The organism is Pseudonocardia sp. NPDC049154 (genome assembly GCF_040648315.1).
Classification (GTDB): Bacteria; Actinomycetota; Actinomycetes; order Mycobacteriales; family Pseudonocardiaceae; genus Pseudonocardia.
In genome coordinates this window covers 20340-44496 of record NZ_JBEZDN010000028.1, presented here as the reverse complement: position 1 = coordinate 44496, position 24157 = coordinate 20340, and the positions used below count along the sequence as shown (strand labels likewise).

Annotated in this window: 37 protein-coding genes; 2 read left to right on the top strand and 35 right to left on the bottom strand. The window is 70.8% G+C overall.

Annotated features, from left to right (window positions below):
* Positions 1-48: 48 nt before the first annotated feature.
* Positions 49-1926, top strand: coding sequence for a hypothetical protein (locus AB0B41_RS16355; RefSeq protein ID WP_358203710.1), 1878 nt, complete (start codon positions 49-51; stop codon positions 1924-1926).
* On the opposite strand, the gene truA is transcribed toward AB0B41_RS16355, so the two are convergent.
* The 8 genes from truA to infA form a co-directional block, all read right to left on the bottom strand.
* Positions 1904-2770, bottom strand: a complete 867-nt coding sequence (truA, locus tag AB0B41_RS16350) for a tRNA pseudouridine(38-40) synthase TruA (protein WP_358203708.1) — start codon at positions 2768-2770, stop codon at positions 1904-1906. The two genes, AB0B41_RS16355 and truA, sit on opposite strands and share 23 nt — an antisense overlap.
* Before the next feature lie 17 nt (positions 2771-2787).
* A complete protein-coding gene (rplQ, locus tag AB0B41_RS16345) occupies positions 2788-3468 on the bottom strand; it encodes a 50S ribosomal protein L17 (RefSeq protein WP_358203706.1) in 681 nt (226 codons plus the stop codon).
* 2 nt (positions 3469-3470) lie between these two features.
* Entirely contained in the window at positions 3471-4520 is a 1050-nt protein-coding gene (locus AB0B41_RS16340; RefSeq protein ID WP_358203704.1) for a DNA-directed RNA polymerase subunit alpha, read from the bottom strand.
* 101 nt (positions 4521-4621) lie between these two features.
* A complete protein-coding gene (gene rpsD, locus AB0B41_RS16335; RefSeq protein ID WP_358203702.1) occupies positions 4622-5227 on the bottom strand; it encodes a 30S ribosomal protein S4 in 606 nt (201 codons plus the stop codon).
* 21 nt (positions 5228-5248) lie between these two features.
* Positions 5249-5656, bottom strand: a complete 408-nt coding sequence (rpsK, locus tag AB0B41_RS16330; protein WP_098958562.1) for a 30S ribosomal protein S11 — start codon at positions 5654-5656, stop codon at positions 5249-5251.
* Positions 5656-6036, bottom strand: coding sequence for a 30S ribosomal protein S13 (gene rpsM, locus AB0B41_RS16325; RefSeq protein WP_037046145.1), 381 nt, complete (start codon positions 6034-6036; stop codon positions 5656-5658). Before rpsM ends, rpsK begins: the two co-directional genes overlap by 1 nt.
* A 165-nt stretch (positions 6037-6201) precedes the next feature.
* Positions 6202-6315, bottom strand: a complete 114-nt coding sequence (gene rpmJ / locus AB0B41_RS16320) for a 50S ribosomal protein L36 (RefSeq protein WP_015883600.1) — start codon at positions 6313-6315, stop codon at positions 6202-6204.
* A 24-nt stretch (positions 6316-6339) separates the two neighbouring features.
* Positions 6340-6561, bottom strand: a complete 222-nt coding sequence (gene infA, locus AB0B41_RS16315) for a translation initiation factor IF-1 (RefSeq protein ID WP_010228514.1) — start codon at positions 6559-6561, stop codon at positions 6340-6342.
* A 316-nt stretch (positions 6562-6877) separates the two neighbouring features.
* Here infA and AB0B41_RS16310 point away from each other — a divergent pair, with 316 nt between their 5' ends.
* Positions 6878-8158 (top strand): MFS transporter, encoded by a 1281-nt coding sequence (locus tag AB0B41_RS16310; protein ID WP_358203698.1) that lies wholly within the window; start codon positions 6878-6880, stop codon positions 8156-8158.
* 52 nt (positions 8159-8210) lie between these two features.
* On the opposite strand, the gene AB0B41_RS16305 is transcribed toward AB0B41_RS16310, so the two are convergent.
* From AB0B41_RS16305 to rpsJ, 27 genes are all read right to left on the bottom strand, one after another.
* Positions 8211-9590 carry an NAD(P)(+) transhydrogenase (Re/Si-specific) subunit beta gene (locus tag AB0B41_RS16305; RefSeq protein ID WP_358203760.1) on the bottom strand — a complete coding sequence of 460 codons (1380 nt, stop codon included), beginning with the start codon at positions 9588-9590 and terminating at the stop codon, positions 8211-8213.
* A 14-nt stretch (positions 9591-9604) separates the two neighbouring features.
* On the bottom strand, positions 9605-9952 hold the full coding sequence (locus tag AB0B41_RS16300) for an NAD(P) transhydrogenase subunit alpha (RefSeq protein ID WP_358203696.1): 348 nt from the start codon (positions 9950-9952) through the stop codon (positions 9605-9607).
* Positions 9952-11079 carry a Re/Si-specific NAD(P)(+) transhydrogenase subunit alpha gene (locus AB0B41_RS16295; RefSeq protein ID WP_358203694.1) on the bottom strand — a complete coding sequence of 376 codons (1128 nt, stop codon included), beginning with the start codon at positions 11077-11079 and terminating at the stop codon, positions 9952-9954. The genes AB0B41_RS16300 and AB0B41_RS16295 overlap by 1 nt, the downstream gene beginning before the upstream one ends.
* Before the next feature lie 101 nt (positions 11080-11180).
* Positions 11181-12005, bottom strand: a complete 825-nt coding sequence (gene map, locus AB0B41_RS16290; protein WP_358203692.1) for a type I methionyl aminopeptidase — start codon at positions 12003-12005, stop codon at positions 11181-11183.
* A gap of 22 nt (positions 12006-12027) precedes the next feature.
* Positions 12028-12579, bottom strand: coding sequence for an adenylate kinase (locus AB0B41_RS16285; RefSeq protein ID WP_358203689.1), 552 nt, complete (start codon positions 12577-12579; stop codon positions 12028-12030).
* Positions 12580-12734: 155 nt separating this feature from the next.
* Entirely contained in the window at positions 12735-14045 is a 1311-nt protein-coding gene (secY, locus tag AB0B41_RS16280; protein ID WP_358203687.1) for a preprotein translocase subunit SecY, read from the bottom strand.
* Between the two features lie 159 nt (positions 14046-14204).
* Positions 14205-14654, bottom strand: a complete 450-nt coding sequence (gene rplO / locus AB0B41_RS16275) for a 50S ribosomal protein L15 (RefSeq protein ID WP_358203685.1) — start codon at positions 14652-14654, stop codon at positions 14205-14207.
* The gene (rpmD, locus tag AB0B41_RS16270) at positions 14654-14845 is read right to left on the bottom strand and encodes a 50S ribosomal protein L30 (RefSeq protein ID WP_358203683.1); all 192 of its coding nucleotides are present in this window, start codon (positions 14843-14845) and stop codon (positions 14654-14656) included. The genes rplO and rpmD overlap by 1 nt, the downstream gene beginning before the upstream one ends.
* On the bottom strand, positions 14845-15465 hold the full coding sequence (rpsE, locus tag AB0B41_RS16265) for a 30S ribosomal protein S5 (RefSeq protein ID WP_358203681.1): 621 nt from the start codon (positions 15463-15465) through the stop codon (positions 14845-14847). Before rpsE ends, rpmD begins: the two co-directional genes overlap by 1 nt.
* Positions 15466-15496: 31 nt before the next feature.
* Positions 15497-15901 carry a 50S ribosomal protein L18 gene (rplR, locus tag AB0B41_RS16260; RefSeq protein ID WP_358203680.1) on the bottom strand — a complete coding sequence of 135 codons (405 nt, stop codon included), beginning with the start codon at positions 15899-15901 and terminating at the stop codon, positions 15497-15499.
* A gap of 3 nt (positions 15902-15904) precedes the next feature.
* Positions 15905-16444, bottom strand: coding sequence for a 50S ribosomal protein L6 (gene rplF, locus AB0B41_RS16255; RefSeq protein WP_358203678.1), 540 nt, complete (start codon positions 16442-16444; stop codon positions 15905-15907).
* 15 nt (positions 16445-16459) lie between these two features.
* Positions 16460-16858 carry a 30S ribosomal protein S8 gene (gene rpsH, locus AB0B41_RS16250; RefSeq protein ID WP_358203676.1) on the bottom strand — a complete coding sequence of 133 codons (399 nt, stop codon included), beginning with the start codon at positions 16856-16858 and terminating at the stop codon, positions 16460-16462.
* 79 nt (positions 16859-16937) lie between these two features.
* Positions 16938-17123, bottom strand: a complete 186-nt coding sequence (locus AB0B41_RS16245; protein ID WP_037046117.1) for a type Z 30S ribosomal protein S14 — start codon at positions 17121-17123, stop codon at positions 16938-16940.
* Between the two features lie 3 nt (positions 17124-17126).
* Positions 17127-17690, bottom strand: coding sequence for a 50S ribosomal protein L5 (gene rplE, locus AB0B41_RS16240; protein WP_037046112.1), 564 nt, complete (start codon positions 17688-17690; stop codon positions 17127-17129).
* Positions 17690-18019, bottom strand: a complete 330-nt coding sequence (rplX, locus tag AB0B41_RS16235) for a 50S ribosomal protein L24 (protein WP_358203673.1) — start codon at positions 18017-18019, stop codon at positions 17690-17692. Before rplX ends, rplE begins: the two co-directional genes overlap by 1 nt.
* A gap of 3 nt (positions 18020-18022) precedes the next feature.
* A complete protein-coding gene (gene rplN, locus AB0B41_RS16230) occupies positions 18023-18391 on the bottom strand; it encodes a 50S ribosomal protein L14 (protein WP_181779537.1) in 369 nt (122 codons plus the stop codon).
* Positions 18388-18660 (bottom strand): 30S ribosomal protein S17, encoded by a 273-nt coding sequence (gene rpsQ / locus AB0B41_RS16225; protein ID WP_037046108.1) that lies wholly within the window; start codon positions 18658-18660, stop codon positions 18388-18390. The genes rplN and rpsQ overlap by 4 nt, the downstream gene beginning before the upstream one ends.
* A complete protein-coding gene (gene rpmC, locus AB0B41_RS16220; RefSeq protein ID WP_037046106.1) occupies positions 18657-18893 on the bottom strand; it encodes a 50S ribosomal protein L29 in 237 nt (78 codons plus the stop codon). Before rpmC ends, rpsQ begins: the two co-directional genes overlap by 4 nt.
* A complete protein-coding gene (rplP, locus tag AB0B41_RS16215; protein ID WP_358203669.1) occupies positions 18893-19312 on the bottom strand; it encodes a 50S ribosomal protein L16 in 420 nt (139 codons plus the stop codon). The genes rpmC and rplP overlap by 1 nt, the downstream gene beginning before the upstream one ends.
* Positions 19313-19315: 3 nt before the next feature.
* Complete coding sequence (gene rpsC, locus AB0B41_RS16210) at positions 19316-20146, bottom strand: 30S ribosomal protein S3 (RefSeq protein WP_037046104.1); 831 nt, start codon at positions 20144-20146, stop codon at positions 19316-19318.
* Positions 20146-20565, bottom strand: a complete 420-nt coding sequence (rplV, locus tag AB0B41_RS16205) for a 50S ribosomal protein L22 (protein ID WP_358203667.1) — start codon at positions 20563-20565, stop codon at positions 20146-20148. Before rplV ends, rpsC begins: the two co-directional genes overlap by 1 nt.
* Before the next feature lie 37 nt (positions 20566-20602).
* Positions 20603-20884 carry a 30S ribosomal protein S19 gene (gene rpsS / locus AB0B41_RS16200; protein WP_020622935.1) on the bottom strand — a complete coding sequence of 94 codons (282 nt, stop codon included), beginning with the start codon at positions 20882-20884 and terminating at the stop codon, positions 20603-20605.
* Positions 20885-20899: 15 nt separating this feature from the next.
* Complete coding sequence (gene rplB / locus AB0B41_RS16195; protein WP_358203664.1) at positions 20900-21733, bottom strand: 50S ribosomal protein L2; 834 nt, start codon at positions 21731-21733, stop codon at positions 20900-20902.
* A 16-nt stretch (positions 21734-21749) separates the two neighbouring features.
* Positions 21750-22049 (bottom strand): 50S ribosomal protein L23, encoded by a 300-nt coding sequence (rplW, locus tag AB0B41_RS16190; protein WP_037046098.1) that lies wholly within the window; start codon positions 22047-22049, stop codon positions 21750-21752.
* Positions 22046-22711, bottom strand: coding sequence for a 50S ribosomal protein L4 (gene rplD / locus AB0B41_RS16185; RefSeq protein ID WP_358203662.1), 666 nt, complete (start codon positions 22709-22711; stop codon positions 22046-22048). Before rplD ends, rplW begins: the two co-directional genes overlap by 4 nt.
* On the bottom strand, positions 22708-23361 hold the full coding sequence (gene rplC, locus AB0B41_RS16180) for a 50S ribosomal protein L3 (protein WP_358203660.1): 654 nt from the start codon (positions 23359-23361) through the stop codon (positions 22708-22710). Before rplC ends, rplD begins: the two co-directional genes overlap by 4 nt.
* 7 nt (positions 23362-23368) lie before the next feature.
* Complete coding sequence (rpsJ, locus tag AB0B41_RS16175) at positions 23369-23674, bottom strand: 30S ribosomal protein S10 (protein ID WP_003938093.1); 306 nt, start codon at positions 23672-23674, stop codon at positions 23369-23371.
* Positions 23675-24157 lie beyond the last annotated feature (483 nt).

Genomic DNA, 24157 nt, shown 5'->3' with positions numbered 1-24157 from the left:
CCGGCAACCCACGCGAAACACACCGCTGCGCTGGCTACTGTGGGAGGCGTGGACACGCCCCGAGAGACCCCCGGCGAGTCCACCCCCGACGCCACCCCCGACGCCACTCCGGGCGCCGCCCCCGACTCCGTCCCCGAGACCGCGGACGACCTCACCCTGCTCCACCGGTACGAGCCGGTTCTGCGCTACACGAAAGGCGAGCTGTTCCTTCCGGTGACCGCCGGGGACTACGTCCGCCGCTGCAGCCTCTGGGACGAGCCGGCAGGCGACCGCAAGCGCCCCGGCGAGCCGCTCGTCCCGGCCGGCGAGCTCACGCTGGAGGGCCTCGGCGAGGCCGGCCGCCGCTACCGCGAGAGCCGCCTGCACCTGCGGTTCGTGCAGGAGTCCCTCGGTGCGCGGGAGGTCCAGCGGTGGCGCCGGACGGAGCGTCCTCGGCTGGGCGGCATCGGCCGCTTCGCCGCGGTCGGCGTGATCGCCCGGCTGATCGACGTCCTGCTGCGGCTGTCCCTGCTGGTCCGTGGCAAGGTGCCCAACGGCCTCGTCGCGGCCGCCCACCAACGCTCCCGCGAGCTGACCGGCGCGACCTACTACGGGCGCGTCGTGCGCATCGCGGGCTACACCGTGCTGCAGTACTGGTTCTTCTACGCCTTCAACGACTGGCGCTCGACCTTCCACGGCGTCAACGACCACGAGGCCGACTGGGAGACCGTCGCCGTCTACCTCGTGCCGGACGGCTCCGGGGGCCTCGTGCCGGCGTGGGTCGCCGCCTCCACGCACGACGACCACGGCGACGACCTGCGCCGCCGCTGGGACGACCCGCGACTCGACCGGGACGGCACGCACGCGGTGCTGTACCCGGGCGCCGGGTCGCACTCGCACGCGTTCGTGGCCGGGGACTACGTCGTCAGCGTCGGCCTCCCGGCCCTGCGCGCGGTGCTGCGCACGTTCCAACGCGTGCGGCGCTGGCTGATGCCCTTCGCACCCGAGCCCGGGACCGGCGGCTTCGACATCCCGTTCATCGACTACGCCCGCGGCGACGGCGTCCGGCTGGGTCCGGGGGGACGCTCGTGGACGGCGGTGCTCGTCGACGACGGCACGGCGTGGATCCGCGACTTCCGCGGGCTGTGGGGGCTCGACACCCGCGACTCCTTCGGCGGCGAGCGCGCCCCCGCCGGACCCCGCTACGAGCGCGACGGGACGGTCCGCCGCTCCTGGGCCGACCCGTTGGGCTGGGCGGGCCTGGACAAGGTGGCCGCGACGGCCGAGGAGGAGGCCGCGGCGCTGCAGGAGCGGATGAAGGTACTGCAGACCCGGGTCGACGAGCTGGAGGACGAGATCGAGACCGAGCGCGCCGGGGTCCGCGGCCTGCACGCGGAGCTGCGGTTCCTCGCCGCCCGCTCCGACGCCGCCCCCGGCCGCCCCGCGCATCTGGAGGAGCTCGAACGGCGGGAGCGCGAGCTGGCGGAGCTGGTGGCCGAACGGGTGCGGTTGACCGAGGAGATCGACGTCCAGGCGGACCGCCTCGCGGGCCCGCGCCCGCCCGGCCCGCCCGACGCCCACCTGCGCCGGCCGCACATGCCCTACGTGGTCCCGGCGGACCTCCGGTCCCGGTTCCTGCGGGTGTGGGCGGCGCTGTCGATCCCGGTGCTCATCGGCGGGCTCGGCGCCCTGCTGTTCTGGCCGCACCTGTCGACGCTGCTGTGGTTCGCCGTCGGCCTCGTGCTGTTCGCCGTGGTGGAGGCCGTGGCGCGGCGCCGCTCGATCGAGTTCGCCGCCACCATGGCCGGGCTCGCGATCACCGCGCTCGTGATCACCAGCGGGGTGATCGCGCTGCTGTCCGGCTGGAAGATCGTCCTGGCCGGGTCGCTGGCCCTGGCCGCGCTGGTCCTGCTCGTGGTGAACGTCAGGGAGCTGCGGGGGCGGTAGGGCCCGTCGGGACCCGCAGGTTCCGGGTGACCTCGGCCCGCGCGGCGAGCTCGGCGTCGTCCGGGTAGTCCACGCCGACGAGCGTGAGCCCGTGCGCCGGGGCCACGGCCACGCCCTGCCGCTCGGCGCGGCCGAGCAGCGCGGCCGGCCAGTCGACGGCACGATGCCCGCGCCCGACGTCGAGCAGCGCGCCGACGAGGCTGCGGACCATCGAGTGGCAGAAGGCGTCGGCCGACACGGCCGCCGACACCACGCCGTCCGCGTCGCGGGTCCAGGAGAACCGTTCGAGCGCGCGGACCGTGGTCGCGCCCTCGCGGCGCTTGCAGAACGCCGCGAAGTCGTGCTCGCCGAGCAGCCGCTCCGAGGCGGCGTTCACGGCGTCGAGGTCGATCGGGTACGGCCAGGACAGGGTGTCCCGCGCGCGCAGCGGCTCGGCCCCGTACGGGGTGGTGGCGACGCGGTAGACGTAGTGCCGGCGCAGGGCCGAGAACCGGGCGTCGAACGCCGCGGGGACGGCGGTGACGGCGCGGACCCGCACGTCGGGCGGCAGGAACCGGGCGAGCCGGCGGACCAGTCGCGCGGTGTCCACGTCGGCCGCGAGGTCGGCGTGGGCGACCTGGCCGGTGGCGTGCACCCCGGCGTCCGTGCGGCCGGCGACGGTGAGCCCGACCTCGGTGCGCAGGATGCGGCTCAGGGCATCCGTGAGCACCCCGCACACGGTCCGGCGGGTCGGCTGCATCGCCCAGCCGGAGAAGTCCGTGCCGTCGTAGGTGATGTCCAGTCGGAAGCGGGCGAGCCCGCCACCCTCGCGGGTGGCGGGCTCGTCCGGATACTGCGTGGTCACGCGAGTGGACCCCTGGATCAGGCCTTCTCGGTGCCCTTGTCGTCGGCCTTGTCGTCGGCCTTGTCCGCCGCGTCGTCGGCCTTGGCCTCGGCGCCCGCGGACTCCTCGGCGTCGGACGCCGGGGCGGTGGCCGCCTCGGCCTCCTCGATGGCCTCGGTGTCGGTCGGCTGCGGCTGACCCGCCGCGGCCACCGTCTCCTCGGACGGCGTCGCCGACGCCTCGGCGGACTCGGCGGACTCCGCCGACTCCGTCGACTCCGTCGCCTCGGCCGCCGGGGCGGAATGGGTGGTGGCCTGCGAGGCCGCCGCGCGCCGCGCCCGGTTGGCCTCGTCCGTGACGGTCTTCTGCTGGATCAGCTCGATCACGGCCATGGGGGCGTTGTCGCCCTTGCGCGGCAGCGTCTTGGTGATCCGGGTGTAGCCACCGTTGCGGTCCGCGTAGAACGGCCCGATCTCCTCGATGAGGCGGTGGACGACGCCCTTGTCGCGGATGACCTTGAGGATCTCGCGACGGTTGTGCAGGTCGCCCCGCTTGGCCTTGGTGATCAGCCGCTCGGCGTAGGGCCGCAGCCGGCGGGCCTTGGCCTCCGTCGTGGTGATCCGGCCGTGCTGGAACAGCGCGGTCGCCAGGTTGGCCAGGATCAGCCGCTGGTGAGCGGGCGAACCGCCGAGGCGGGGCCCCTTGGTGGGCTGAGGCATGGCTACAACTGCTCCGTTTCTGCGTAGTCCTGGCCGTCGTCGGAGAACGGGTCGGCGTCGTAGCCGCCGGTGTCGCTCCCGTAGTCCGAGGCAGCCGCAGACGGGTCGAACCCGGGCGGGCTGTCCTTGAGCGCCAGGCCGAGGCCGACGAGCTTCATCTTGACCTCGTCGATCGACTTCGCGCCGAAGTTGCGGATGTCCAGCAGGTCCGCCTCGCTGCGCCCGACGAGCTCACCCACGGTGTGGATGCCCTCGCGCTTGAGGCAGTTGTAGGAGCGGACGGTGAGGTCGAGCTCCTCGATCGGCATCGCGAAGGCCGCGATGGTGTCCGCCTCCTGCGGCGACGGACCGATCTCGATGCCCTCGGCGTCGACGTTCAGCTCGCGGGCGAGGCCGAACAGCTCGACGAGGGTCTTGCCGGCGGAGGCCAGCGCGTCCCGCGGGCCGATGCTCGGCTTGGTCTCGACGTCGAGCACGAGCTTGTCGAAGTCCGTGCGCTGCTCGACACGGGTGGCCTCGACCTTGTAGGTCACCTTGAGGACCGGCGAGTAGATCGAGTCGACCGGGATCCGGCCGATCTCGGCGCCGGTGGCCTTGTTCTGCATCGCCGGCACGTAGCCGCGGCCCCGCTCGACGACGAGCTCGACCTCGAGCCGGCCCTTGTCGTTGAGCGTGGCGATGTGCAGGTCCGGGTTGTGCACGGTGACACCGGCCGGCGGGACGATGTCCCCCGCGGTGACCGCGCCCGGGCCCTGCTTGCGCAGGTACATCGTCACCGGCTCGTCCTCCTCGGAGCTGACGACCAGCTCCTTGAGGTTGAGGATGATGTCGGTGACGTCCTCCTTCACCCCCGGCACGGTGGTGAACTCGTGCAGCACGCCGTCGATGCGGATGCTGGTCACCGCCGCCCCCGGGATGGAGGACAGCAGGGTGCGCCGGAGCGAGTTGCCCAGCGTGTAGCCGAAGCCCGGCTCGAGCGGCTCGATGACGAACCGGGAGCGGGTCTCGGTGACCGAGTCCTCGGTCAGGGTGGGGCGCTGAGAGATCAGCACTTCGGTGTCTCCTTCGTGTCCCGCGACACCCACTATTTGATGTCGCAGTGAGCCCCCCGCCCCACTGCAGGGCGGGGGGACGAACAGGAGACCGGCGAGGACTACTTGGAGTAGAGCTCGACGATCAGCTGCTCGGTGACCTGCGTGTCGATCTGCGCGCGCTCGGGCAGCTGGTGCACGAGGATGCGCAGGGTCGACGGGACGACCTGCAGCCACGCCGGGACCGGGCGGTCGCCCTGGGTCTCCTTGGCGATGACGAACGGGTCGAGGTTCAAGCTCTTCGGCTTGACGTCGATGATGTCGTACTGCGAGACGCGGAAGCTGGGGATGTTCACCTTCTGGCCGTTGACCAGGAAGTGCCCGTGGTTCACCAGCTGGCGGGCCATCCGCCGGGTGCGCGCGAGGCCCGCCCGGTAGACGACGTTGTCCAGCCGCGACTCGAGGATGCGGAGCAGCTCGTCACCGGTCTTGCCGGGACGGCGGTGCGCCTCCTCGTAGTACGAGCGGAACTGCTTCTCCAGCACGCCGTAGGCGAAGCGCGCCTTCTGCTTCTCCTGCATCTGCAGGAGGTACTCGGTCTCCTTGATCCGGATCCGGCCGTGCTGGCCGGGCGGGTAGGGACGACGCTCGAACGCCTGATCGCCGCCGACGAGGTCGACCTTCAGCCGGCGGGACTTGCGGGTCATGGGGCCGGTGTAACGAGCCATGTCTGGTTACTCCCTCTCCCCTTAGACCCGGCGCCGCTTGGGCGGGCGGCATCCGTTGTGCGGCTGGGGCGTGACGTCGGAGATCGTGCCCACCTCGAGGCCGGCGGCCTGCAGCGAGCGGATCGCGGTCTCGCGGCCCGAGCCCGGGCCCTTCACGAAGACGTCGACCTTCTTCATGCCGTGCTCGGCCGCCTTGCGGGCGGCGCTCTCGGCGGCCATCTGCGCCGCGAACGGCGTGGACTTGCGGGAGCCCTTGAAGCCGACGTGCCCGGCCGAGGCCCACGCGATCACCGCACCGGTCGGGTCCGTGATGGACACGATGGTGTTGTTGAACGTGCTCTTGATGTGCGCGTGGCCGTGCGCGACGTTCTTCTTCTCCTTGCGGCGGACCTTCTTGGGTCCGGCCGCGCCACGGGTGCGGGGCGGCATTACTTCTTACCTGCCTTCTTCTTGCCCGCCACGGTCTTCTTCGGGCCCTTGCGGCCGCGCGCGTTGGTCTTCGTGCGCTGGCCGCGGACCGGAAGCCCACGACGGTGGCGGATGCCCTGGTAGCACCCGATCTCGATCTTCCGGCGGATGTCGGCCTGCACCTCGCGGCGCAGGTCGCCCTCGACGCGGAAGTTGTTCTCGATGTACTCGCGCAGGGTGGCGAGCTGCTCGTCGGTCAGGTCCTTCGAGCGCAGGTCCACGCTGATGCCCGTGGCGGCCAGGATCTCGAGCGAGCGCGAGCGCCCGATCCCGTAGATGTAGGTCAGTGCGACCTCCATCCGCTTGTCGCGGGGGAGGTCGACACCAGAGAGTCGTGCCATGCGGCTGGTGTCTCCTTGGGTCGTTCCGGGTACTCCCGACGGCCGTCCCCAGTGACTGGCTGGGGCACCGGCCCGGTACCGGAGGTGTCACCGCGCCTCGGGTGGCGCGGCAGGTCCGTCGGGTTCCTCTGTTGAGCTGTGAGCGTCTCCGCGTGAAGCGGGTGATCAGCCCTGGCGCTGCTTGTGGCGCAGGTTCTCGCAGATCACCATGACCCGGCCGTGACGGCGGATCACCTTGCACTTGTCGCAGATCGGCTTGACGCTCGGCTTGACCTTCACGTCAGGCGATCCTTCTGTTGGTCGTCACTTGTAGCGGTAGACGATGCGGCCGCGGGAGAGGTCGTAGGGAGAGAGCTCCACGACCACCCGGTCCTCGGGGAGGATCCGGATGTAGTGCTGCCGCATCTTCCCGCTGATGTGCGCGAGGACCCGGTGCCCGTTCTCCAGCTCCACGCGGAACATCGCGTTCGGCAGGGGTTCGACGACCCGGCCCTCGACCTCGATCGCCCCGTCCTTCTTGGCCATGTCCTCCGCGTTCCGTGACAGGTGACTGTTGTCGGTCGTGCTGTACTGCTGGGTACTGCTGGGGTACTGCTCGTCCTGCTGCAGGCGCACCACGGGGCGGGGACGGGACCGGAGGGTGCGCACGCGCACGAGCGGAACCGGCGCCACACGGCGCGCCGAGGACCCAGTGTACGTGTGCTTTACAGGGCCCGGCACATGGGGTACGCGCGCGGGCGGCTGCAGGCCACGCACCACGGGCCCCGGACGCCCCGCCGCTGTCCGCTTCGCCCGGAATACGGTTGACCTCGACCCCGGTGCAGGTGCTCCAGTATGCCTCGTGAGCACCGGAACGGCACCCGTCCCGCAGCGCCTGCCCCGGCCGCTGCGGCCCTTCCGGCACCGCGACTACTCGATGCTCGCGCTGTCGATGGCGGCGTCGCTGTTCGCCAGCGGGCTGTGGATCGTCGCACTGGTCTACCAGGTCATCGCGCTGGGCGGCGGGCCGTCGGACCTGTCCCTGGTGTCCGCGGCCGCGGCCACCGGGCTGCTGGCGAGCGTCCTGCTGGGCGGGGTGGCGGCCGACCGGGTCTCCCGACGGCTGCTGCTCCGGCTCGTCGAGGCGGTCCGGATCGTGATGGCGGGCCTCGCCGCGACGCTCGCGCTCACCGGCACCCTGCAGCTCTGGCACCTGGCGGTCGTCGCGTTCGTGGTCGGTGCCGCCGAGGCCTTCTTCTACCCGGCGTACTCGGCGATCCTGCCGACGCTGCTGCCGGCCGACGAGCTGCTGGCCGCCAACGGTCTCGAGGGCGTCCTGCGGCCCGTCGCGATGTACGCCGCGGGCCCCGCCCTCGCCGGCGGGCTGGTCGCCGCGTTCGGACCGGGCATCGCGCTCGGCGGCGCCGCCGCCGGGTACGCGCTGGCGCTCCTGCCGCTGCTCGCCATGCGGGTGCCACCGCCCGCGGAGGAGGAGCGGGAGCGCAGCTCGGTCCTCGCCGACCTGCGCGAGGGCTTCGCCTACCTGCTGCGCACCGGCTGGCTCTTCGCCACACTCGCCTTCGCCGTGCTGCTCGTGCTGGTCGTCATCGGCCCGATCGAGGTGCTGCTGCCCTTCGCCGTCCGGGACCAGACGGCGAGCGGGCCGGGCGGGTACGCGCTGGTGCTGGCCGCGTTCGGGCTGGGCGGCGCGGCGGGCTCGCTGATCGCCTCGGCGGGCCGGATGCCGCGCCGGTACCTCACGGTCATGATCCTGCTGTGGGGTGTCGGCGGCGTCCCGCTGGCGGCGATCGGGTTCACCGACCGGCTGTGGGTCATGGGCGCGATCGTCGGCGTGGTCGGGGCGGCGCACGGCGCGGCGATGGTGATCTGGGGGACGCTGCTGCAGCGCCGCGTCCCCTCGCACCTGCTCGGTCGCGTCTCGAGCCTCGACTTCTTCGTGTCGCTCGCGCTGATGCCGGTCTCGACCGCGCTCGCCGGCCCGGTCGGCGAGGCGATCGGCATCCCGCTCACCTTCGCGATCGCCGGCCTCGCCCCCGTACTGCTCGCCGTCGCCGCGGTCGTGGGCTGGCGCCTGCACCGCGACGAGCTGCAGCACCCCCTCGACCCCGCCCCCGAACGGTGAACGGCGCTCTCGCTCATACCTGGTGAGCGAGAACGCCGTTCACCGGAGCCGGTCAGAGGGCCTTGAGCTCCTCGGTGACCTCCGTGACGGACTTCTTGGCGTCGCCGAAGAGCATGCTGGTGCGCTCGGCGTAGAAGAGCGGGTTGTCGATGCCGGCGAAGCCGCTGTTCATCGAGCGCTTGAGCACGATGACGGTGCGGGACTCGTCGACGTTGAGGATCGGCATGCCGTGGATGGGCGAGCTGGGGTCGTTGCGCGCCGCCGGGTTGGTGACGTCGTTGGCCCCGATGACGAGCGTGACGTCCGTGCGGGCGAACTCGCCGTTGATCTCGTCCATCTCCTTGAGGGCGTCGTAGGCGACGTCGGCCTCGGCCAGCAGCACGTTCATGTGCCCCGGCATGCGCCCGGCCACGGGATGGATGGCGTACTTGACCTCCACCCCCTTGGCCTCGAGCAGCGTGGCCATGTCCTTGACCGCGTGCTGGGCCTGCGCGACCGCCATCCCGTACCCCGGGACCACGATCACCTGGGAGGCGTAGGCCATCTGGATCGCCGCGTCCGCGGCCGAGGTCGACTTCACGGTCCGGTCCACGCCGTCGTCCGACGCCGCCACGCCCGTGCCGCCGAACCCGCCGGCCACGATGGCCGGGATGGTCCGGTTCATCGCCACGGCCATCTGGTTGGTCAGGATCGAACCGGATGCGCCGACGATCATGCCGGCGACGATCATCGCCGTGTTGTCCAGCGCGAGCCCGGCGGCCGCGGCCGAGAGCCCGGTCAGGGCATTGAGCAGCGAGATCACCACGGGCATGTCGGCGCCGCCGATCGGCAGCACCACCATCACGCCGAGCGCGGCGGCCAGCAGCAGGACCAGGACGATCCACAGCTCGGACGCCCCGCCCAGCCCGGCGACCACCGCGCAGACGGCCGCGGCGACCAGCAGCAGGACGTTGATCGCCTGCTGCGCCCGGCCCAGCCCCATCGGGCGGCCCGGCAGGATCTCCTGCAGCTTGCCGAAGGCGATCAGCGAGCCCCAGAACGACACCGAGCCGACGATCGCCGCGAACAGCGAGGCGACGACGACGTAGGTCGCGGTGTCGAGGAAGCCGCCGGACGTGCGGAACTCCGACCAGGCGATGAGCGCGACCGCGCCGCCGCCGACGCCGTTGAACAGCGCCACCATCTGCGGCATCGCGGTCATCTTCACCCGGCGCGCCGAGGGCACGCCCAGCGCCGCGCCCACGACCAGGCCGACCACGATCAGGATCCAGTTGTGGTGCACCCGCAGCAGCGTCGCGACGACCGCGATCAGCATGCCGACCGCGGCGATCTTGTTGCCGCGCACCGCCGTCTTCGGCCCGGTCAGGCCCATCAGGCCGTAGATGAACAGCGCGAACGCGACGATGTAGAGGATCGGGACGAGGACGTCCAGGACCGCGGCGTCCATCAGCGCTTCACCTGACCGTCGGCGCTCTGCTCCGCGTCGGCGCTGACCTTCTCGGCGGGCTTGGCCTTGAACATCCCCAGCATCCGGTCGGTGACCAGGAAACCACCGACGACGTTGATCGTGCCGAAGACGATCGCGACGACGAGGATGATCGCGTCGAGCACCGACGGGTTCTCCAGCTCGCCGAGCACGATCAGCCCGCCGAGCAGCACGATCCCGTGGATCGCGTTCGTGCCGGACATCAGCGGCGTGTGCAGCGTGTTCGGCACCTTCGAGATGACCGCGAACCCGACGAACCCGGCCAGCACCAGGATCGCGATGTTCGCCAGCAGGGACCCGCTCTGCATCAGGACTCCCCCTCCTGGTCGGCGTCCCGGGTCACGCAGGACTTCGCCAGGACCTCGTCCGACCAGTCCGGCGCGACCGCGCCGTCGTCGTCGAGCATGAGCTCGAGCAGGGCCGAGACGTTGCGGGCGTAGAGCTCCGACGCGTGCTCGGGCATCCCGGCCGGCAGGTTCAGCGGCGAGGCGATGGTGACGTCGTGCTTGACGACGACCTCGCCCGGCTCGGTCAGCTCGCAGTTGCCGCCGGTCTCCCCCGCCAGGTCGACGACGACGCTGCCCGGCTTCATCCCCTCCACGGCCTTCGCGGTGACCAGGGTCGGGGCCGTGCGCCCGGGCACCAGCGCCGTGGTGATCACGACGTCGAACCCGGTGATGGCCTCCTCGAGGCGCTTCTGCTGCTCGGCCCGCTCGTCCTCGGTCAGCTCGCGGGCGTAGCCGCCCTCGCCGGCCGCGTCGATGCCGAGGTCCAGCCACTGCGCGCCGAGCGAGCGCACCTGGTCGGCCACCTCGGGCCGCACGTCGTAGCCGGTCGTGCGGGCGCCGAGCCGCTTCGCCGTGGCCAACGCCTGCAGCCCCGCCACGCCGACACCGAGCACCAGCGCGGTCGCGGGCTTCACCGTGCCCGCCGCGGTGGTGAGCATCGGGAAGAACCGCGTCGAGCGCTCCGCCGCGAGCAGCACCGCCTTGTACCCGGCCACGTTCGCCTGCGAGGACAGCGCGTCCATCGACTGCGCCCGCGAGATCCGTGGGATCGACTCCATCGCGAACGCCGTGACTCCGGCCTCGCGCAGCGCGGAGGTCGTGTCCGACGACGTCAGCGGGGCCAGGAAGCCGATCCACGTCGAGCCCGACCTGACCCGCCCGATCTCCTCGGCGGTAGGCGGGGCCACCTTCACCACCACGTCGCACGACCACGGGTCGCCGACCGTCGCGCCCGCGTCGACGTACAGCTGGTCCGGGATCAGGGCACCCAGCCCGGCGCCCGACTCGACGACCACGGACACGTTCTTCGACCGGAGTCGTTCCACGACCTTCGGCACCAGCGCGACGCGACGCTCGCCGGAGCCCGACTCGCGGGGCACGCCCACGGTCGCTCCCGGAGGCCGCTGCGCTGCGGCATCAGCACTCATGCGTGGAACGTAGACCAGCCGGGCGCCGGGAGGCCCTCTCCGGATCAATCCGAGACCCTGCCCGACCGGACGGTTCCGGCCGGGCGGGACCGCCGGGGGCGTCAGGCGGGGAGGGTGAGGACGGCGTGCCCGTCCTCGGTGACGGCGACGGTGTGCTCCCAGTGCACGGCCCGCCCGCCGTTCTCGGTGACGACGGTCCAGCCGTCGTCGAGCTCGCGGGTCTCGGGGTCGCCCGCGGTGAGCATCGGCTCGATCGCCAGGGCCATGCCCGGACGCAGCTTCGGGCCGTGCCCGGGCTCGCCGTGGTTGGGCAGGAACGGGTCCATGTGCATCGACGTGCCGATGCCGTGGCCGCCGTACTCAGCGACGATCCCGTAGTCCGCCCGGTCCGCGGTCGCGGCGGCCCGGCAGGCCTCCTGGATCGCGTACGAGATGTCGGTGAGCCGGGCTCCCGGGCGCACGACCTCGATCCCCGCCCACATCGCGCCCTCGCAGGCCTTCGACAGCGCGAGGTCCGCGGCGGACACCTCCCCGACGGCCAGCGTGACGGCGGAGTCGCCGTGCCAGCCGTCGAGGATCGCGCCGCAGTCCACGGAGACCAGATCCCCGTCGGCCAGCACCTGGGCCGGCGACGGGATGCCGTGGACGATCTGTTCGTTCACCGACGCGCAGATGCTCGCCGGGAACCCGTGGTAGCCCTGGAAGGAGGGGACGGCGCCGGCGTCGCGGATGACCTGCTCCGCCAGCGCGTCCAGCTCCGCCGTGGAGACCCCCGGCTTGGCGAGGTCGGCGACCGCCGCCAGCGCGGCGGCCACCACGGCTCCCGCCGCCCGCATGGCCTCGATCTCGGCCGGACTCTTGAGCTCGATGTCGCGCCCCCGAAGCCGTGCGATCGCGCCGCGCACGCCGCCCTTCCTGCCGGTCATGCGGGCCTCCTGTCGATGGGTCCTACTTGCGTGCCTCGAGGGCGGTGGTCACCCGGTCCGTGATCTCGGGGACCTCGCCGACCGCGTCGACCGTGACGAGCCGGTCGGCGTAGTACCGCAGCAGCGGCGCCGTCTCGTCCCGGTACACCTGCTGGCGGTTGCGGATGACCTCTTCGTTGTCGTCCGACCGGCCGCGGCCGAGCAGCCGCTGCACGACGACCTCGTCGTCCACCTGGAACTCGACGACGGCGTCGAGCTCGACACCGTACTCGGCCAGGATCCCGGCCAGCGCGTCCGCCTGCGGGACGGTCCGCGGGAAGCCGTCGAGGATGAAGCCCTTCGCGGCGTCGGGGTCCGCGAGGCGGTCCTTCACCATCGCGACGGTGACCGAGTCCGGCACGAGGTTGCCGGCGTCCATGTACGACCTGGCCTCGAGGCCGAGCGGCGTCTCGTCCTTCAGGTTCGCCCGGAACAGGTCTCCCGTCGAGATGTGGGGGATGTCCAGCTGCTGGGCCAGGCGCTCGGCCTGCGTCCCCTTACCCGCGCCCGGCGGACCGACAAGAACGAGTCGCACTTGGAACCCGACCTCCCTGCTCTCTTCTGCTCTGCCGCCTGTCCTGGCGACGAACGAGGTGATCCTCGACGGGACCGTCGGGCTCAGGGGCCCGCTCGCCGAGGCGTCGATACTGCATCTTCGACGGCCCGTCGAACAAGGCCCCTACCCCGACTCTAACGCAGGAAACCTTCGTAGTTCCGCTGCATCAGCTGGCTCTCGATCTGCTTCACGGTGTCCAGCCCGACCCCGACCATGATCAGTACGGCGGTGCCGCCGAAGGGGAAGTTCTGGTTCTGCCCGCTGCCCGTGACGCCGAGGAAGAAGTTCGGCAGGACGGCGATGATGCCCAGGTAGAGCGATCCCGGCAGGGTGATGCGGCTGAGCACGAAGTTCAGGTACTCGGCGGTCGGCCGGCCCGGCCGGATGCCCGGGATGAAGCCGCCGAACTTCTTCATCTCGTCGGCCCGTTCCTCCGGGTTGAAGGTGATACCGACGTAGAAGTACGTGAAGAAGATGATGAGCGCGACGTACAGGGTGATGTGCAGCCAGTTGGACTGGTCGACCAGGTAGGTCTGGACGAACTGCTGGAAGGCGCCGCCCTCGTTGCCGAGCAGCCGGGACACCAGGTCCGGCAGGTACAGCAGCGAGCTGCCGAAGATGACCGGGATGACGCCGGCCTGGTTCACCTTGAGCGGCAGGTACGTGGACGTGCCGCCGTACATCCGGCGCCCGACCATCCGCTTGGCGTACTGCACCGGGATCCGGCGCTGGCCCTGCTCGACGAACACGACGCTGACGATGATGGCCAGGCCGAACACGCAGACGGCCGCGAACGCCAGCGGGCCGGCGTTGTCGAGGATGTTCTTGCCCTCGGCGGGGATGCGGTGCGCGATCGAGGCGAAGATCAGCAACGACATACCGTTGCCGATGCCCTTCTCCGTGACCTGCTCACCCAGCCACATGACGACCGAGGTGCCCGCCGTCATGACGATGACGATGATCGCGAGCGAGAAGACGGTCGAGTCCGGGATGATCGGCCGGTCGCAGTTGCCGAGCAACGCGCCACGGTCGGCCAGCGCCACGATCCCGGTGGCCTGCAGGATCGCCAGCGCGATCGTGAGGTAGCGGGTGTACTGCGTGAGCTTGGCCTGCCCGGACTGGCCCTCCTTCTTCAGCACCTCGAACCGCGGGATGACCACGGTGAGCAGCTGGATGATGATCGACGCCGTGATGTACGGCATGATCCCGAGGGCCAGGATCGACAGCTGCAGGAGCGCGCCGCCGGAGAACAGGTTGATGAGCGAGTAGATGCCCGCGTTGTCGCTGCCCTCGACCTGCCGGATGCACTCCTGCACGTTCGGGTAGGACACGCCGGGCGACGGGATGTTCGCCCCGAGCCGGTAGACGGCCACGACCCCGAGGGTGAAGAGGATCTTCTTCCGGAGATCCGGGGTCGTGAGGGCCGCCCGGAAAGCGCTGAGCACCTCGGTGATCCTCCTGGTCTGCTGCCCGCACGGTCCGTGCGTCGCGACGGCCTGGGCGAAAGACGACTCTAACAGCGACGACGCCGCCCGCTCGGCCGCCCCTCGACGGGGGCGGGCCGCTCGGACGGCGTCGCCGGGTGAAGCCCTGTCTCGGACAGGTCAGAGCTCGGTGGCGGTGCCACCCGCGGCCGCGATCTTCTCCTTGGCGGAGCCGGAGAAGGCGTGGGCGCTGACGGTGAGCGTGACACCGTCGAGGTCCCCGTTGCCGAGGACCTTGACCGGCTGGCCCTTGCGGACCGCACCGGCCTCGACGAGCTCGGCCGGGCCGACCTCGCCGCCCTGCGGGAAGAGGGCCGCCAGGTCGCCGACGTTCACGACCTGGTACTCGGTCCGGAACCGGTTCTTGAAGCCCTTGAGCTTGGGCAGCCGCATGTGCAGCGGCATCTGCCCGCCCTCGAAGGCCGGGGACACGGTCTTGCGGGCCTTGGTGCCCTTGGTACCGCGACCGGCGGTCTTGCCCTTGCTGCCCTCACCGCGACCGACGCGGGTCTTGGCGGTCTTGGCGCCGGGCGCCGGGCGCAGGTGGTGAACCTTGATCGTCTCGCTCATCAGGACTTCACCTCCTCGACCGTCACCAGGTGACGGACCGTGTTGATCATCCCGCGGACCTGCGTGGTGTCCGGCCACTCCTGGGACTGGCGGATCTTGCGCAGGCCGAGGGCCTTGAGAGTCTCACGCTGGTTGCGCTGCCCGCCGATGGCGGACTTGACCTGGGTGACGATCAGCTTCTTGTCGGCCATCACGCCCTCGCAGCCTGGGCCGCCTCGGCCCGAGCCCGCAGCATGGAGGCCGGCGCGACGTCCTCGAGGGGCAGGCCGCGGCGGGCCGCGACCTCCTCCGGGCGCTGGATCTGCTTCAGCGCGTCCACCGTGGCGTGCACGATGTTGATCGCGTTGTCGCTGCCCAGCGACTTCGACAGGACGTCGTGGATGCCGGCGCACTCCAGGACGGCGCGCACCGGGCCACCGGCGATGACACCGGTACCGGGGCTGGCCGGGCGGAGCAGGACGACGCCCGCGGCCGCCTCACCCTGGACACGGTGCACGATCGTGCCGCCGATGCGGGGGACGCGGAAGAAGTTCTTCTTCGCCTCCTCGACACCCTTGGCGATCGCGGCCGGCACCTCCTTGGCCTTGCCGTAGCCCACGCCGACCAGGCCGTCGCCGTCGCCGACGATCATGAGGGCGGTGAAGCTGAAGCGACGACCACCCTTCACGACCTTGGCCACGCGGTTGATCGTGACGAGTCGCTCGATGTACGGGGTCTTGTCCTGGGCCGCCCCGCCACGGCCACCGTCGCGGCGGTCCCGGCGGTCGTTACCGCCCGGGCCACCGCCTTCGCGCCGCGTACGTCCCGGCATCAGACGGTCCCTTCCATCATGTTGGTGTCCATCAGAACTTCAGGCCTCCCTCGCGGGCGGCGTCGGCCAGCGCCGCGATCCGGCCGTGGTAGCCGAAACCACCGTGGTCGAAGACGACCGCCTCGACACCGGCGGCCTTGGCCCGGTCGGCGATGAGCTCGCCGACCTTGGCGGCCTTGGCCTTCTTGTCGCCCTCCACCGAGCGCACGTCCGCGTCGAGCGACGAGGCGGCGGCCAGCGTGTGGCCCGCGACGTCGTCGATCAGCTGCACGTGCACGTGGCGCGAGGAGCGCTTGACCGCCAGCCGCGGACGCGCCGGCGTCCCGCTGATCTTCTTGCGCAGCCGGGCGTGCCGGCGGGCCAGCCCCTTGCGGCGGGTGGCGGACACCCGCGAGGCGGTGCGCTTCTTCGCGTTCGCAGAAATCGTGTCGGCCATGGCTTACTTACCCGTCTTCCCGACCTTGCGGCGGACGTTCTCGCCGGCGTACCGCACACCCTTGCCCTTGTAGGGCTCCGGCTTGCGGATCTTGCGGATGTTCGCCGCGGTCTCGCCCACCAGCTGCTTGTCGATGCCGCTCACCGAGAACTTGGTGGGCGACTCGACGGCGAAGGTGATGCCCTCCGGCGCCTGGACCACGACGGGGTGGCTGAACCCGAGCGCGAACTCGAGCGAGGAGCCCTTGAGCGCGACGCGGTAACCGACGCCGACGATCTCGAGCTTCTTCTCGTAGCCCTTGGTGACGCCCTCGACGAGGTTGTTCACCAGGGTGCGGGACAGGCCGTGGTAGGCCTTGGTCTTCCGCTCGTCGTCCGGCCGCTTGACCAGGACCGCGCCGTCGTCGCCGCGCTCGACCGTGATCGGCGCGATGACGGTGTGCGACAGGGTGCCCTTCGGGCCCTTGACGGTGACGGTGCGGCCGTCGATGGTCACGTCGACCCCGGACGGAACGGTGATCGGCAGCTTCCCGATGCGGGACATCGCTCTACTCCCTTCTCACCAGACGTAGGCGAGGACTTCCCCGCCCACGCCGCTCCGGTAGGCCTGCTTGTCCGTGAGGAGGCCCTGGCTGGTCGAGATGACCGCGATGCCCAGGCCGCCGAGGACGCGCGGCAGGTTGGTCGACTTCGCGTAGACCCGGAGGCCCGGCTTCGAGACCCGGCGCAGGCCGGCGATGCTGCGCTCGCGGTTGCGCCCGTACTTGAGCTCGATCACCAGGGACTTGCCGACCTCGGCGTCCTCGGTGTGGTGGCTCGCGATGTAGCCCTCCTTCTGCAGGATCTCCGCAATGGCGACCTTCAGCTTGGAGTGCGGCATCACGACCTGGTCGTGATAGGCCGAGTTCGCGTTCCGCAGACGCGTGAGCATGTCTGCGATCGGATCGGTCATCGTCATGGTGTGGTGTCTCTTTCCCGCCGTGGTTCCCCCCGGCTCTCCGGGGGGCCTACGGCGAACGAAACGACAGCTGGTGCTCTTACCAGCTGCTCTTGCTGACGCCCGGCAGCTCGCCGGCGTGCGCCATCTCGCGGACGCACACGCGGCAGAGGCCGAACTTGCGCAGGACCGCGCGCGGACGCCCGCACTTCTGGCAGCGGGTGTAGCCGCGGACCTTGAACTTGGGGGTCTTCTCCGCCTTGATGCGAAGCGCCTTCTTCGCCATCTCTCAGTTCTCCTTGAAGGGGAAGCCGAGCTGGCGCAGGAGCGCCCGGCCTTCCTCGTCCGTGGTCGCGGTGGTCACGACGGTGATGTCCATGCCCCGCGGCCGGTCGATCGAGTCCGGGTCGATCTCGTGGAACATGGACTGCTCCGTGAGACCGAACGTGTAGTTGCCACGCCCGTCGAACTGGTTCGGCGAGAGGCCGCGGAAGTCGCGGATACGCGGCAGCGCGATCGTCAGCAGCCGGTCCAGGAACTCCCACATCCGGTCGTTGCGCAGGGTGACCTTCGCGCCGATCGGCATGCCCTCGCGCAGCTTGAACTGCGCGATGGACTTGGTGGCCCGCCGGACCTGCGGCTTCTGGCCGGTGATGGTGGCCAGGTCCCGCACGGCGCCGTCGATCAGCTTCGAGTCACGGGCGGCGTCGCCGACACCCATGTTCACGACGACCTTGACGACGCCGGGGATCTGCATGACGTTGCCGTAGGAGAACTGCTTCTGCAGCTCGCCCTTGATCTCGTCGACGTAGCGCTGCTTGAGGCGCGGGTTGACCTTCTCCGTGGTGGTCATCAGATCTCCTTCCCCGACTTGCGGGAGATCCGGACGCGCCTGGCCTTGCCGCCGTCCTCGGACTCGACGAGCTTCTTGCCGATGCGCGTCGGCTTGCCGTCGGAGTCGACGACCATCACGTTCGAGACGTGGATGGGCGCCTCCTGGGTGACGATCCCGCCGGACTGCGCGCCCCGCTGGTTCTGGCTCACCCGCGTGTGCTTCTTGATGCGGTTCACGCCCTCGACGAGGACGCGGTCGCGGTCCGGGTAGGCCTGGATGACCTTGCCCTTCGCGCCCTTGTCCTTGCCGGCGATGACGAGGACCGTGTCGCCCTTCTTGACCTTCATGCTCTAGAGCACCTCCGGGGCGAGGGAGATGATCTTCATGAACCGGCGGTCGCGGAGCTCGCGACCGACCGGGCCGAAGATGCGGGTCCCCCGCGGCTCGCCGTTGTCCTTGATCAGGACGGCGGCGTTCTCGTCGAACCGGATGTAGCTGCCGTCCGGACGGCGCTTCTCCTTCACCGTGCGCACGATGACGGCCTTGACGACGTCACCGCGCTTCACGCCGGCCGCGGGGATCGCGTCCTTGACGGTGGCGACGATGGTGTCGCCGATCCCCGCGTAGCGCCGCGCCGAACCGCCCAGCACCCGGATGCACAGGATCTCCTTGGCACCGGTGTTGTCGGCGACGCGCAGCCGCGACTCCTGCTGGATCACTTCGCCTTCTCCAGGATCTCGACCAGCCGCCACCGCTTGGTGGCGGACAGCGGCCGGGTCTCCATCAGCCGGACGCGGTCGCCGACGCCGGCCGTGTTGGCCTCGTCGTGCGCCTTGACCTTGCTGGTCCGCCGGATGACCTTGCCGTACAGCGGGTGCTTCACGCGGTCCTCGAGGGTGACCACGATGGTCTTGTCCATCTTGTCGGACACGACCAGGCCCTCGCGGACCTTCCGCTCCCCGCGCTGCTCCTGAGTCTTCTCGCTCATGCCGCGCCCTCGTTGTCGCTCGGGGCGGCCGAGAGGCCCAGCTCGCGCTCGCGCATGACCGTGTAGATCCGCGCGATGTCGTGCCGGACGGTACGCAGCCGCCGGTTGTTGTCCAGCTGCCCGGTCGCCATCTGGAAGCGGAGGTTGAACAGCTCCTCCTTGGCCTCCTTGACCCGCAGCACGAGCTCCTCGTCGGTCAGCTCACGCAGCTCGGCAGCAGTGGTGGCCGCCATCAGATGTCACCACCCTCACGGGTCACGATCCGGCACTTCATGGGCAGCTTGTGGATGGCCCGGCGCAGGGCCTCACGCGCGGTGGCCTCGTTCGGGTAGCTCATCTCGAAGAGCACCCGGCCGGGCTTCACGTTGGTCACCCACTTCTCGGGGGAGCCCTTACCGGAACCCATGCGGGTCTCGGCGGGCTTCTTGGTCAGCGGGCGGTCCGGGAAGACGTTGATCCACACCTTGCCGCCACGGCGGATGTGCCGGTTGATCGCGATACGCGCCGACTCGATCTGCCGGTTGGTGACGTAGGCGGGCTCCAGCGCCTGGATCCCGAAGTCGCCGAACGTGACCCGGGTGCCACCGGTCGACATCCCCGTCCGGTGCGGACGGTGCTGCTTGCGGTGCTTCACCTTGCGGGGGATCAGCATGGCTCAGTTCTCCCCGTTGCTAGAGGCCGGGGCCTCCGACGGCGCTGCGGTCGCGGTGGCGGTGCCACCCGACTGCTCGGCGGCGGCGCGCCCGGCGTCGGTGCTGGTCGCGGTCGTGCCCGAGGCCCCGGAACGACGGCGGGCCGGACGCTCGCGGCGCGGGCCACGGCCCGGCGCCTCGGCGGCGGGGGCGTTCTCCCGGCGGCCGCCGACGACGTCGCCCTTGTAGATCCAGACCTTCACGCCGATGCGGCCGAAGGTCGTGCGGGCCTCGAACAGGCCGTAGTCGATGTCCGCGCGCAGCGTGTGCAGCGGGACGCGACCCTCGCGGTAGAACTCCGAGCGCGACATCTCCGCGCCGCCGAGGCGACCGGAGCACTGCACCCGGATGCCCTTCACCTGCGGCGAGCGCATGGCCGACTGGATGGCCTTGCGCATCGCGCGGCGGAAGGCCACACGGTTGGACAGCTGCTCGGCGACGCCCTGCGCCACGAGCTGCGCGTCCGACTCGGAGTTCTTGACCTCGAGGATGTTGAGCTGGACCTGCTTCTTGGTCAGCTTCTCGAGGTTGCCGCGGATGCGGTCGGCCTCGGCGCCGCGGCGGCCGATCACGATGCCCGGGCGGGCGGTGTGGATGTCCACCCGCACGCGGTCCCGGGTCCGCTCGATCTCGACCTTGGAGATGCCGGCCCGCTCCATGCCCTTGGAGAGCATGCGGCGGATCTCGACGTCCTCCTTCACGTACTCCGCGTACTGCTTGTCGGCGTACCAGCGCGACTTCCAGTCCGTGGTGATGCCCAGGCGGAAGCCGTGCGGGTTGATCTTCTGCCCCATCAGCGGGCCCTCCCCTTCGCACCACGACGGCCGGCCTTCTGCGGGGCGGACTCGACCTCGATGGTGATGTGGCTCGTCCGCTTGCGGATCCGGTACGCGCGGCCCTGGGCCCGCGGCCGGATGCGCTTGAGCGTCGGCCCCTCGTCGACCATGGCGACGGCGACCACGAGGGTCTCCGGGTCCATGTCGAAGTTGTTCTCGGCGTTGGCCGCGGCGCTCGCCACGACCTTGGCCACCGGCTCCGCGGCGGCCTGCGGCGAGTACCGCAGGATCGCCAGGGCCTCGCTCACCGGCAGGCCGCGGACAAGGTCCACGACGCGCCGGCACTTGGTCGGCGACATGCGCACGAACCGGGCCTTCGCCAGCGCTCGAGCGGGCTCGAGCGCGGCGTCGGCGGTGCTGCTGGCTGTGTCAGCCATTTACTCCCACCTCTCCTTGGTCGCTACTCGGTCCGCCTCAGCGCCTGCGCGCCTTGCGGTCGTCCTTGATGTGGCCACGGAACGTGCGGGTGGGAGCGAACTCCCCCAGCTTGTGGCCGACCATCGAGTCGGACACGAAGACCGGCACGTGCTTGCGGCCGTCGTGCACCGCGATCGTGTGGCCGATCATGTCCGGGATGATGGTGGACCGTCGGGACCAGGTCCGGATGACGGTCTTCTTGCCGGACTCGTTGAGGGCGTCCACCTTCTTGAGCAGGTGGTCGTCCACGAAGGGGCCCTTCTTCAGGCTGCGCGGCATCTCTTACCTCCCTGCTCAGCGCTTCTTGCCGGTACGGCGCCGGCGGACGATCAACTTGTCGGACGGCTTGGTGCGGCGGGTGCGGCCCTCGGGCTTGCCCGCGGGGTTGACCGGGTGGCGACCACCGGAGGTCTTGCCCTCACCACCACCGTGCGGGTGGTCGACCGGGTTCATGGCGACACCGCGGACGGTCGGGCGCTTGCCCTTCCACCGCATGCGGCCGGCCTTGCCCCAGTTGATGTTGGAGTGCTCGGCGTTGCCCACCTCGCCGACGGTGGCGCGGCAGCGCACGTCGACGTTGCGGATCTCGCCGGACGGCATGCGCAGCTGCGCGTACGGGCCGTCCTTCGCCACCAGCTGCACGCTCGAGCCGGCGGAGCGGGCGATCTTCGCGCCGCCACCGGGGCGGAGCTCGATCGCGTGCACCACGGTGCCGGTCGGGATGTTGCGCAGCGGCAGGTTGTTGCCGACCTTGATGTCGGCCTTCGGGCCTGCCTCGACCTTGTCGCCCTGCTTCAGGCGGGCGGGCGCGATGATGTAGCGCTTCTCGCCGTCCGCGTAGTGCAGCAGCGCGATGCGGGACGTCCGGTTGGGGTCGTACTCGATGTGCGCGACCGTGGCCGGGATGCCGTCCTTGTCGTTCCGCCGGAAGTCGATCAGGCGGTACGCACGCTTGTGGCCGCCGCCCTGGTGGCGGGTGGTGACCTTGCCGTGCGCGTTGCGGCCGCCCTTGCTGTGCAGCGGACGGATCAGCGACTTCTCCGGCGTGGACCGGGTGATCTCCGCGAAGTCGGAGACGCTGGAACCGCGGCGGCCGGGAGTCGTCGGCTTGTACTTACGGATACCCATGGGTCAGCTCGCTCCCTCAGCTCGCCCGGGCACCGAAGACGTCGATGTCCTTGCTCTCCGCGGAGAGCGTGACGATCGCGCGCTTGGTGTCCTTGCGCTTGCCGTAGCCGGTGCGGGAGCGCTTGCGCTTCCCGGGGCGGTTCAGCGTGTTGACGCTGACGACCTTGACCCCGAACACCTGCTCCACGGCGATCTTGATCTGGGTCTTGTTCGCGTCGGGGTGGACCAGGAAGGTGTACTGCTTCTCGTCGAGCAGCGAGTAGCTCTTCTCGGACACCACCGGCGCGAGCAGGATGTCGCGCGGGTCGGGGATCACTTCGCAGCCTCCTCGGCACGCTTCGTCTTGACGGCGATGGGGCCGGCGAGGAACGCGTCGAGCGAGGCCTGCGTGAACACGACCGCGTCGTTGACCAGCACGTCGTAGGTGTTCAGCTGGTCGGGCGCGATGAGGTGCACCTGCGGCAGGTTGCGCAGGCTCAGCAGGTTCACCGTGTCGTCCCGGTCGACCACCGCGAGCACGCGGGTGTCGGCGCCGGCGACGGCCTCGATGGCCTGGCGGGCGGACTTCGTCGAGGGGGTGTCCCCGTCGACGAGACCCGAGACGACGTGGACGAGGCCGGCGCGGGCCCGGTCCGACAGCGCGCCACGCAGGGCGGCGGCCTTCATCTTCTTCGGGGTCCGCTGGCTGTAGTCGCGCGGCGTCGGGCCGTGGACCGTGCCACCGCCGGCGAACTGCGGCGCGCGGGTCGAGCCCTGGCGGGCGCGGCCGGTGCCCTTCTGGCGGTACGGCTTCTTGCCGCCGCCACGGACCTCGCCGCGGGTCTTCGTGTCGTGCGTGCCCTGGCGGGCCGCGGCCTGCTGGGCCACGACGACCTGGTGCATCAGCGGCACGTTCGCGGTCACGTCGAAGACGTGGTCCGGGAGCTCGACGCTGCCGGCCTTGGTGCCCGCGGCGTCCTTGACGTCGACGGTGCTCACTTCGCACCACCCTTCGCGGCGCTCTTCACCACGACGAGGCCGCCGCGGGGGCCGGGGACGGCACCCTTGATCAGCAGCAGGCCGCGCTCGGCGTCGACGCGGTGGATCTTCAGGTTCTGCGTGGTCTGGCGGGCGACACCCATGCGGCCGGCCATGCGCAGGCCCTTGAACACGCGGCCCGGGGTGGCGCAGCCGCCGATGGAGCCCGGGGAGCGGTGCTTGCGCTGGGTACCGTGCGAGGCGCCCAGACCGCCGAAGCCGTGCCGCTTCATGACACCCGCGGTGCCCTTGCCCTTGGTGGTGCCGACCACGTCGACGACCGCGCCGGTCTCGAAGGCCTCGGCAGTGATCTCCTGGCCGAGCTCGTAGGTCGCGGCGTCCGTGGTGCGCAGCTCGACGGTGAAGCGCCGCGGGGTCACGCCGGCCTTGGCGAAGTGCCCGGTCTCCGGCTTGTTGACCTTGCGCGGGTCGATGGCACCGAAGGCGAGCTGGACCGCCTCGTACCCGTCCTTGTCCTGCGAGCGGATCTGGGTCACGACGTTCGGCCCGGCCTGGACCACGGTGACCGGAACCACGCGGTTGTTCTCGTCGAATACCTGGGTCATCCCGAGCTTGCGCCCCAGGATCCCGGTGATCTGCCTGTCGCTCATCGGTGCCCTACTGGATGTTGACGTCGACGCTGGCCGGCAGGTCGATGCGCATGAGCGCGTCGACCGTCTTCGGCGTCGGGTCGAGGATGTCGATCAGCCGCTTGTGCGTGCGCATCTCGAAGTGCTCGCGCGAGTCCTTGTACTTGTGCGGCGAGCGGATGACGCAGTACACGTTCTTCTCGGTCGGCAGCGGCACAGGACCGACGACACGGGCACCGGTACGCGTCACCGTCTCCACGATCTTGCGAGCAGACGCGTCGATTGCCTCGTGGTCGTAGGCCTTGAGCCTGATGCGGATCTTCTGTCCCGCCATGGTCGTGGGTCGTCCTCTTCTTCCTGCCGCTGCTTCACGGTGTCTCCGGGTGTCCCGCCCCGAGGGGAGCCCCGACCAGTACTACGTCGCACCACCGGCACCGACGCGCGCGAGCCGCTGCGGCTCGGGCATCCGATGCGGACCGGGCGTCCGCGCTCTGTTCAGGTCTCACCCTCTGGGCTCCGGTCCACGAGGTCGGGCGTGTCGCCCTGCTACCCGCATACCGGTCCCCGGGTCACCGCTTCCCCCCAGGGGGTCGCTTGTCGATCCGGGGTCGGCGCTTCCGACGACTCACGGAGTTCCGGGAACTCCCGGCTTCCGTGTGCCCGCCGTCCGCGCGCAACCCGTCAAGGATGCCACACCGGTTCGTGCGGCCCTCGACCGGGGTGGGGGGGGGGGGGGGGCCGAGGGGGCCACCGCCGGCCCGCGGGTCTGGGTGGTTTGTGTTTTTTGAGTCGGGCGGCGCGGGCGCCACCCCACCCC

Excerpts from the sequence above, each read along its gene's own strand:
- rplQ (WP_358203706.1), bottom strand. The coding sequence starts at position 3,468 with ATGCCTCAGCCCACCAAGGGGCCCCGCCTCGGCGGTTCGCCCGCTCAC.
- rpsD (WP_358203702.1), bottom strand. The coding sequence starts at position 5,227 with ATGGCTCGTTACACCGGCCCCATGACCCGCAAGTCCCGCCGGCTGAAG.
- rpsK (WP_098958562.1), bottom strand. The coding sequence starts at position 5,656 with ATGCCGCCCCGCACCCGTGGCGCGGCCGGACCCAAGAAGGTCCGCCGC.
- rpsM (WP_037046145.1), bottom strand. The coding sequence starts at position 6,036 with ATGGCACGACTCTCTGGTGTCGACCTCCCCCGCGACAAGCGGATGGAG.
- infA (WP_010228514.1), bottom strand. The coding sequence starts at position 6,561 with ATGGCCAAGAAGGACGGGGCGATCGAGGTCGAGGGCCGGGTCGTCGAA.
- AB0B41_RS16300 (WP_358203696.1), bottom strand. The coding sequence starts at position 9,952 with ATGCAGAGCGGGTCCCTGCTGGCGAACATCGCGATCCTGGTGCTGGCC.
- AB0B41_RS16295 (WP_358203694.1), bottom strand. The coding sequence starts at position 11,079 with ATGAGTGCTGATGCCGCAGCGCAGCGGCCTCCGGGAGCGACCGTGGGC.
- map (WP_358203692.1), bottom strand. The coding sequence starts at position 12,005 with ATGACCGGCAGGAAGGGCGGCGTGCGCGGCGCGATCGCACGGCTTCGG.
- rplO (WP_358203685.1), bottom strand. The coding sequence starts at position 14,654 with ATGAGCGAGACGATCAAGGTTCACCACCTGCGCCCGGCGCCCGGCGCC.
- rpmD (WP_358203683.1), bottom strand. The coding sequence starts at position 14,845 with ATGGCCGACAAGAAGCTGATCGTCACCCAGGTCAAGTCCGCCATCGGC.
- rpsE (WP_358203681.1), bottom strand. The coding sequence starts at position 15,465 with ATGCCGGGACGTACGCGGCGCGAAGGCGGTGGCCCGGGCGGTAACGAC.
- rplR (WP_358203680.1), bottom strand. The coding sequence starts at position 15,901 with ATGGCCGACACGATTTCTGCGAACGCGAAGAAGCGCACCGCCTCGCGG.
- rplF (WP_358203678.1), bottom strand. The coding sequence starts at position 16,444 with ATGTCCCGCATCGGGAAGCTGCCGATCACCGTTCCGTCCGGGGTCGAC.
- rpsH (WP_358203676.1), bottom strand. The coding sequence starts at position 16,858 with ATGACGATGACCGATCCGATCGCAGACATGCTCACGCGTCTGCGGAAC.
- AB0B41_RS16245 (WP_037046117.1), bottom strand. The coding sequence starts at position 17,123 with ATGGCGAAGAAGGCGCTTCGCATCAAGGCGGAGAAGACCCCCAAGTTC.
- rplE (WP_037046112.1), bottom strand. The coding sequence starts at position 17,690 with ATGACCACCACGGAGAAGGTCAACCCGCGCCTCAAGCAGCGCTACGTC.
- rplX (WP_358203673.1), bottom strand. The coding sequence starts at position 18,019 with ATGAAGGTCAAGAAGGGCGACACGGTCCTCGTCATCGCCGGCAAGGAC.
- rpsQ (WP_037046108.1), bottom strand. The coding sequence starts at position 18,660 with ATGAGCGAGAAGACTCAGGAGCAGCGCGGGGAGCGGAAGGTCCGCGAG.
- rpmC (WP_037046106.1), bottom strand. The coding sequence starts at position 18,893 with ATGGCGGCCACCACTGCTGCCGAGCTGCGTGAGCTGACCGACGAGGAG.
- rplP (WP_358203669.1), bottom strand. The coding sequence starts at position 19,312 with ATGCTGATCCCCCGCAAGGTGAAGCACCGCAAGCAGCACCGTCCGCAC.
- rpsC (WP_037046104.1), bottom strand. The coding sequence starts at position 20,146 with ATGGGGCAGAAGATCAACCCGCACGGCTTCCGCCTGGGCATCACCACG.
- rplV (WP_358203667.1), bottom strand. The coding sequence starts at position 20,565 with ATGGCTGACACAGCCAGCAGCACCGCCGACGCCGCGCTCGAGCCCGCT.
- rpsS (WP_020622935.1), bottom strand. The coding sequence starts at position 20,884 with ATGCCGCGCAGCCTGAAGAAGGGCCCCTTCGTGGACGACCACCTGCTC.
- rplB (WP_358203664.1), bottom strand. The coding sequence starts at position 21,733 with ATGGGTATCCGTAAGTACAAGCCGACGACTCCCGGCCGCCGCGGTTCC.
- rplC (WP_358203660.1), bottom strand. The coding sequence starts at position 23,361 with ATGAGCGACAGGCAGATCACCGGGATCCTGGGGCGCAAGCTCGGGATG.
- rpsJ (WP_003938093.1), bottom strand. The coding sequence starts at position 23,674 with ATGGCGGGACAGAAGATCCGCATCAGGCTCAAGGCCTACGACCACGAG.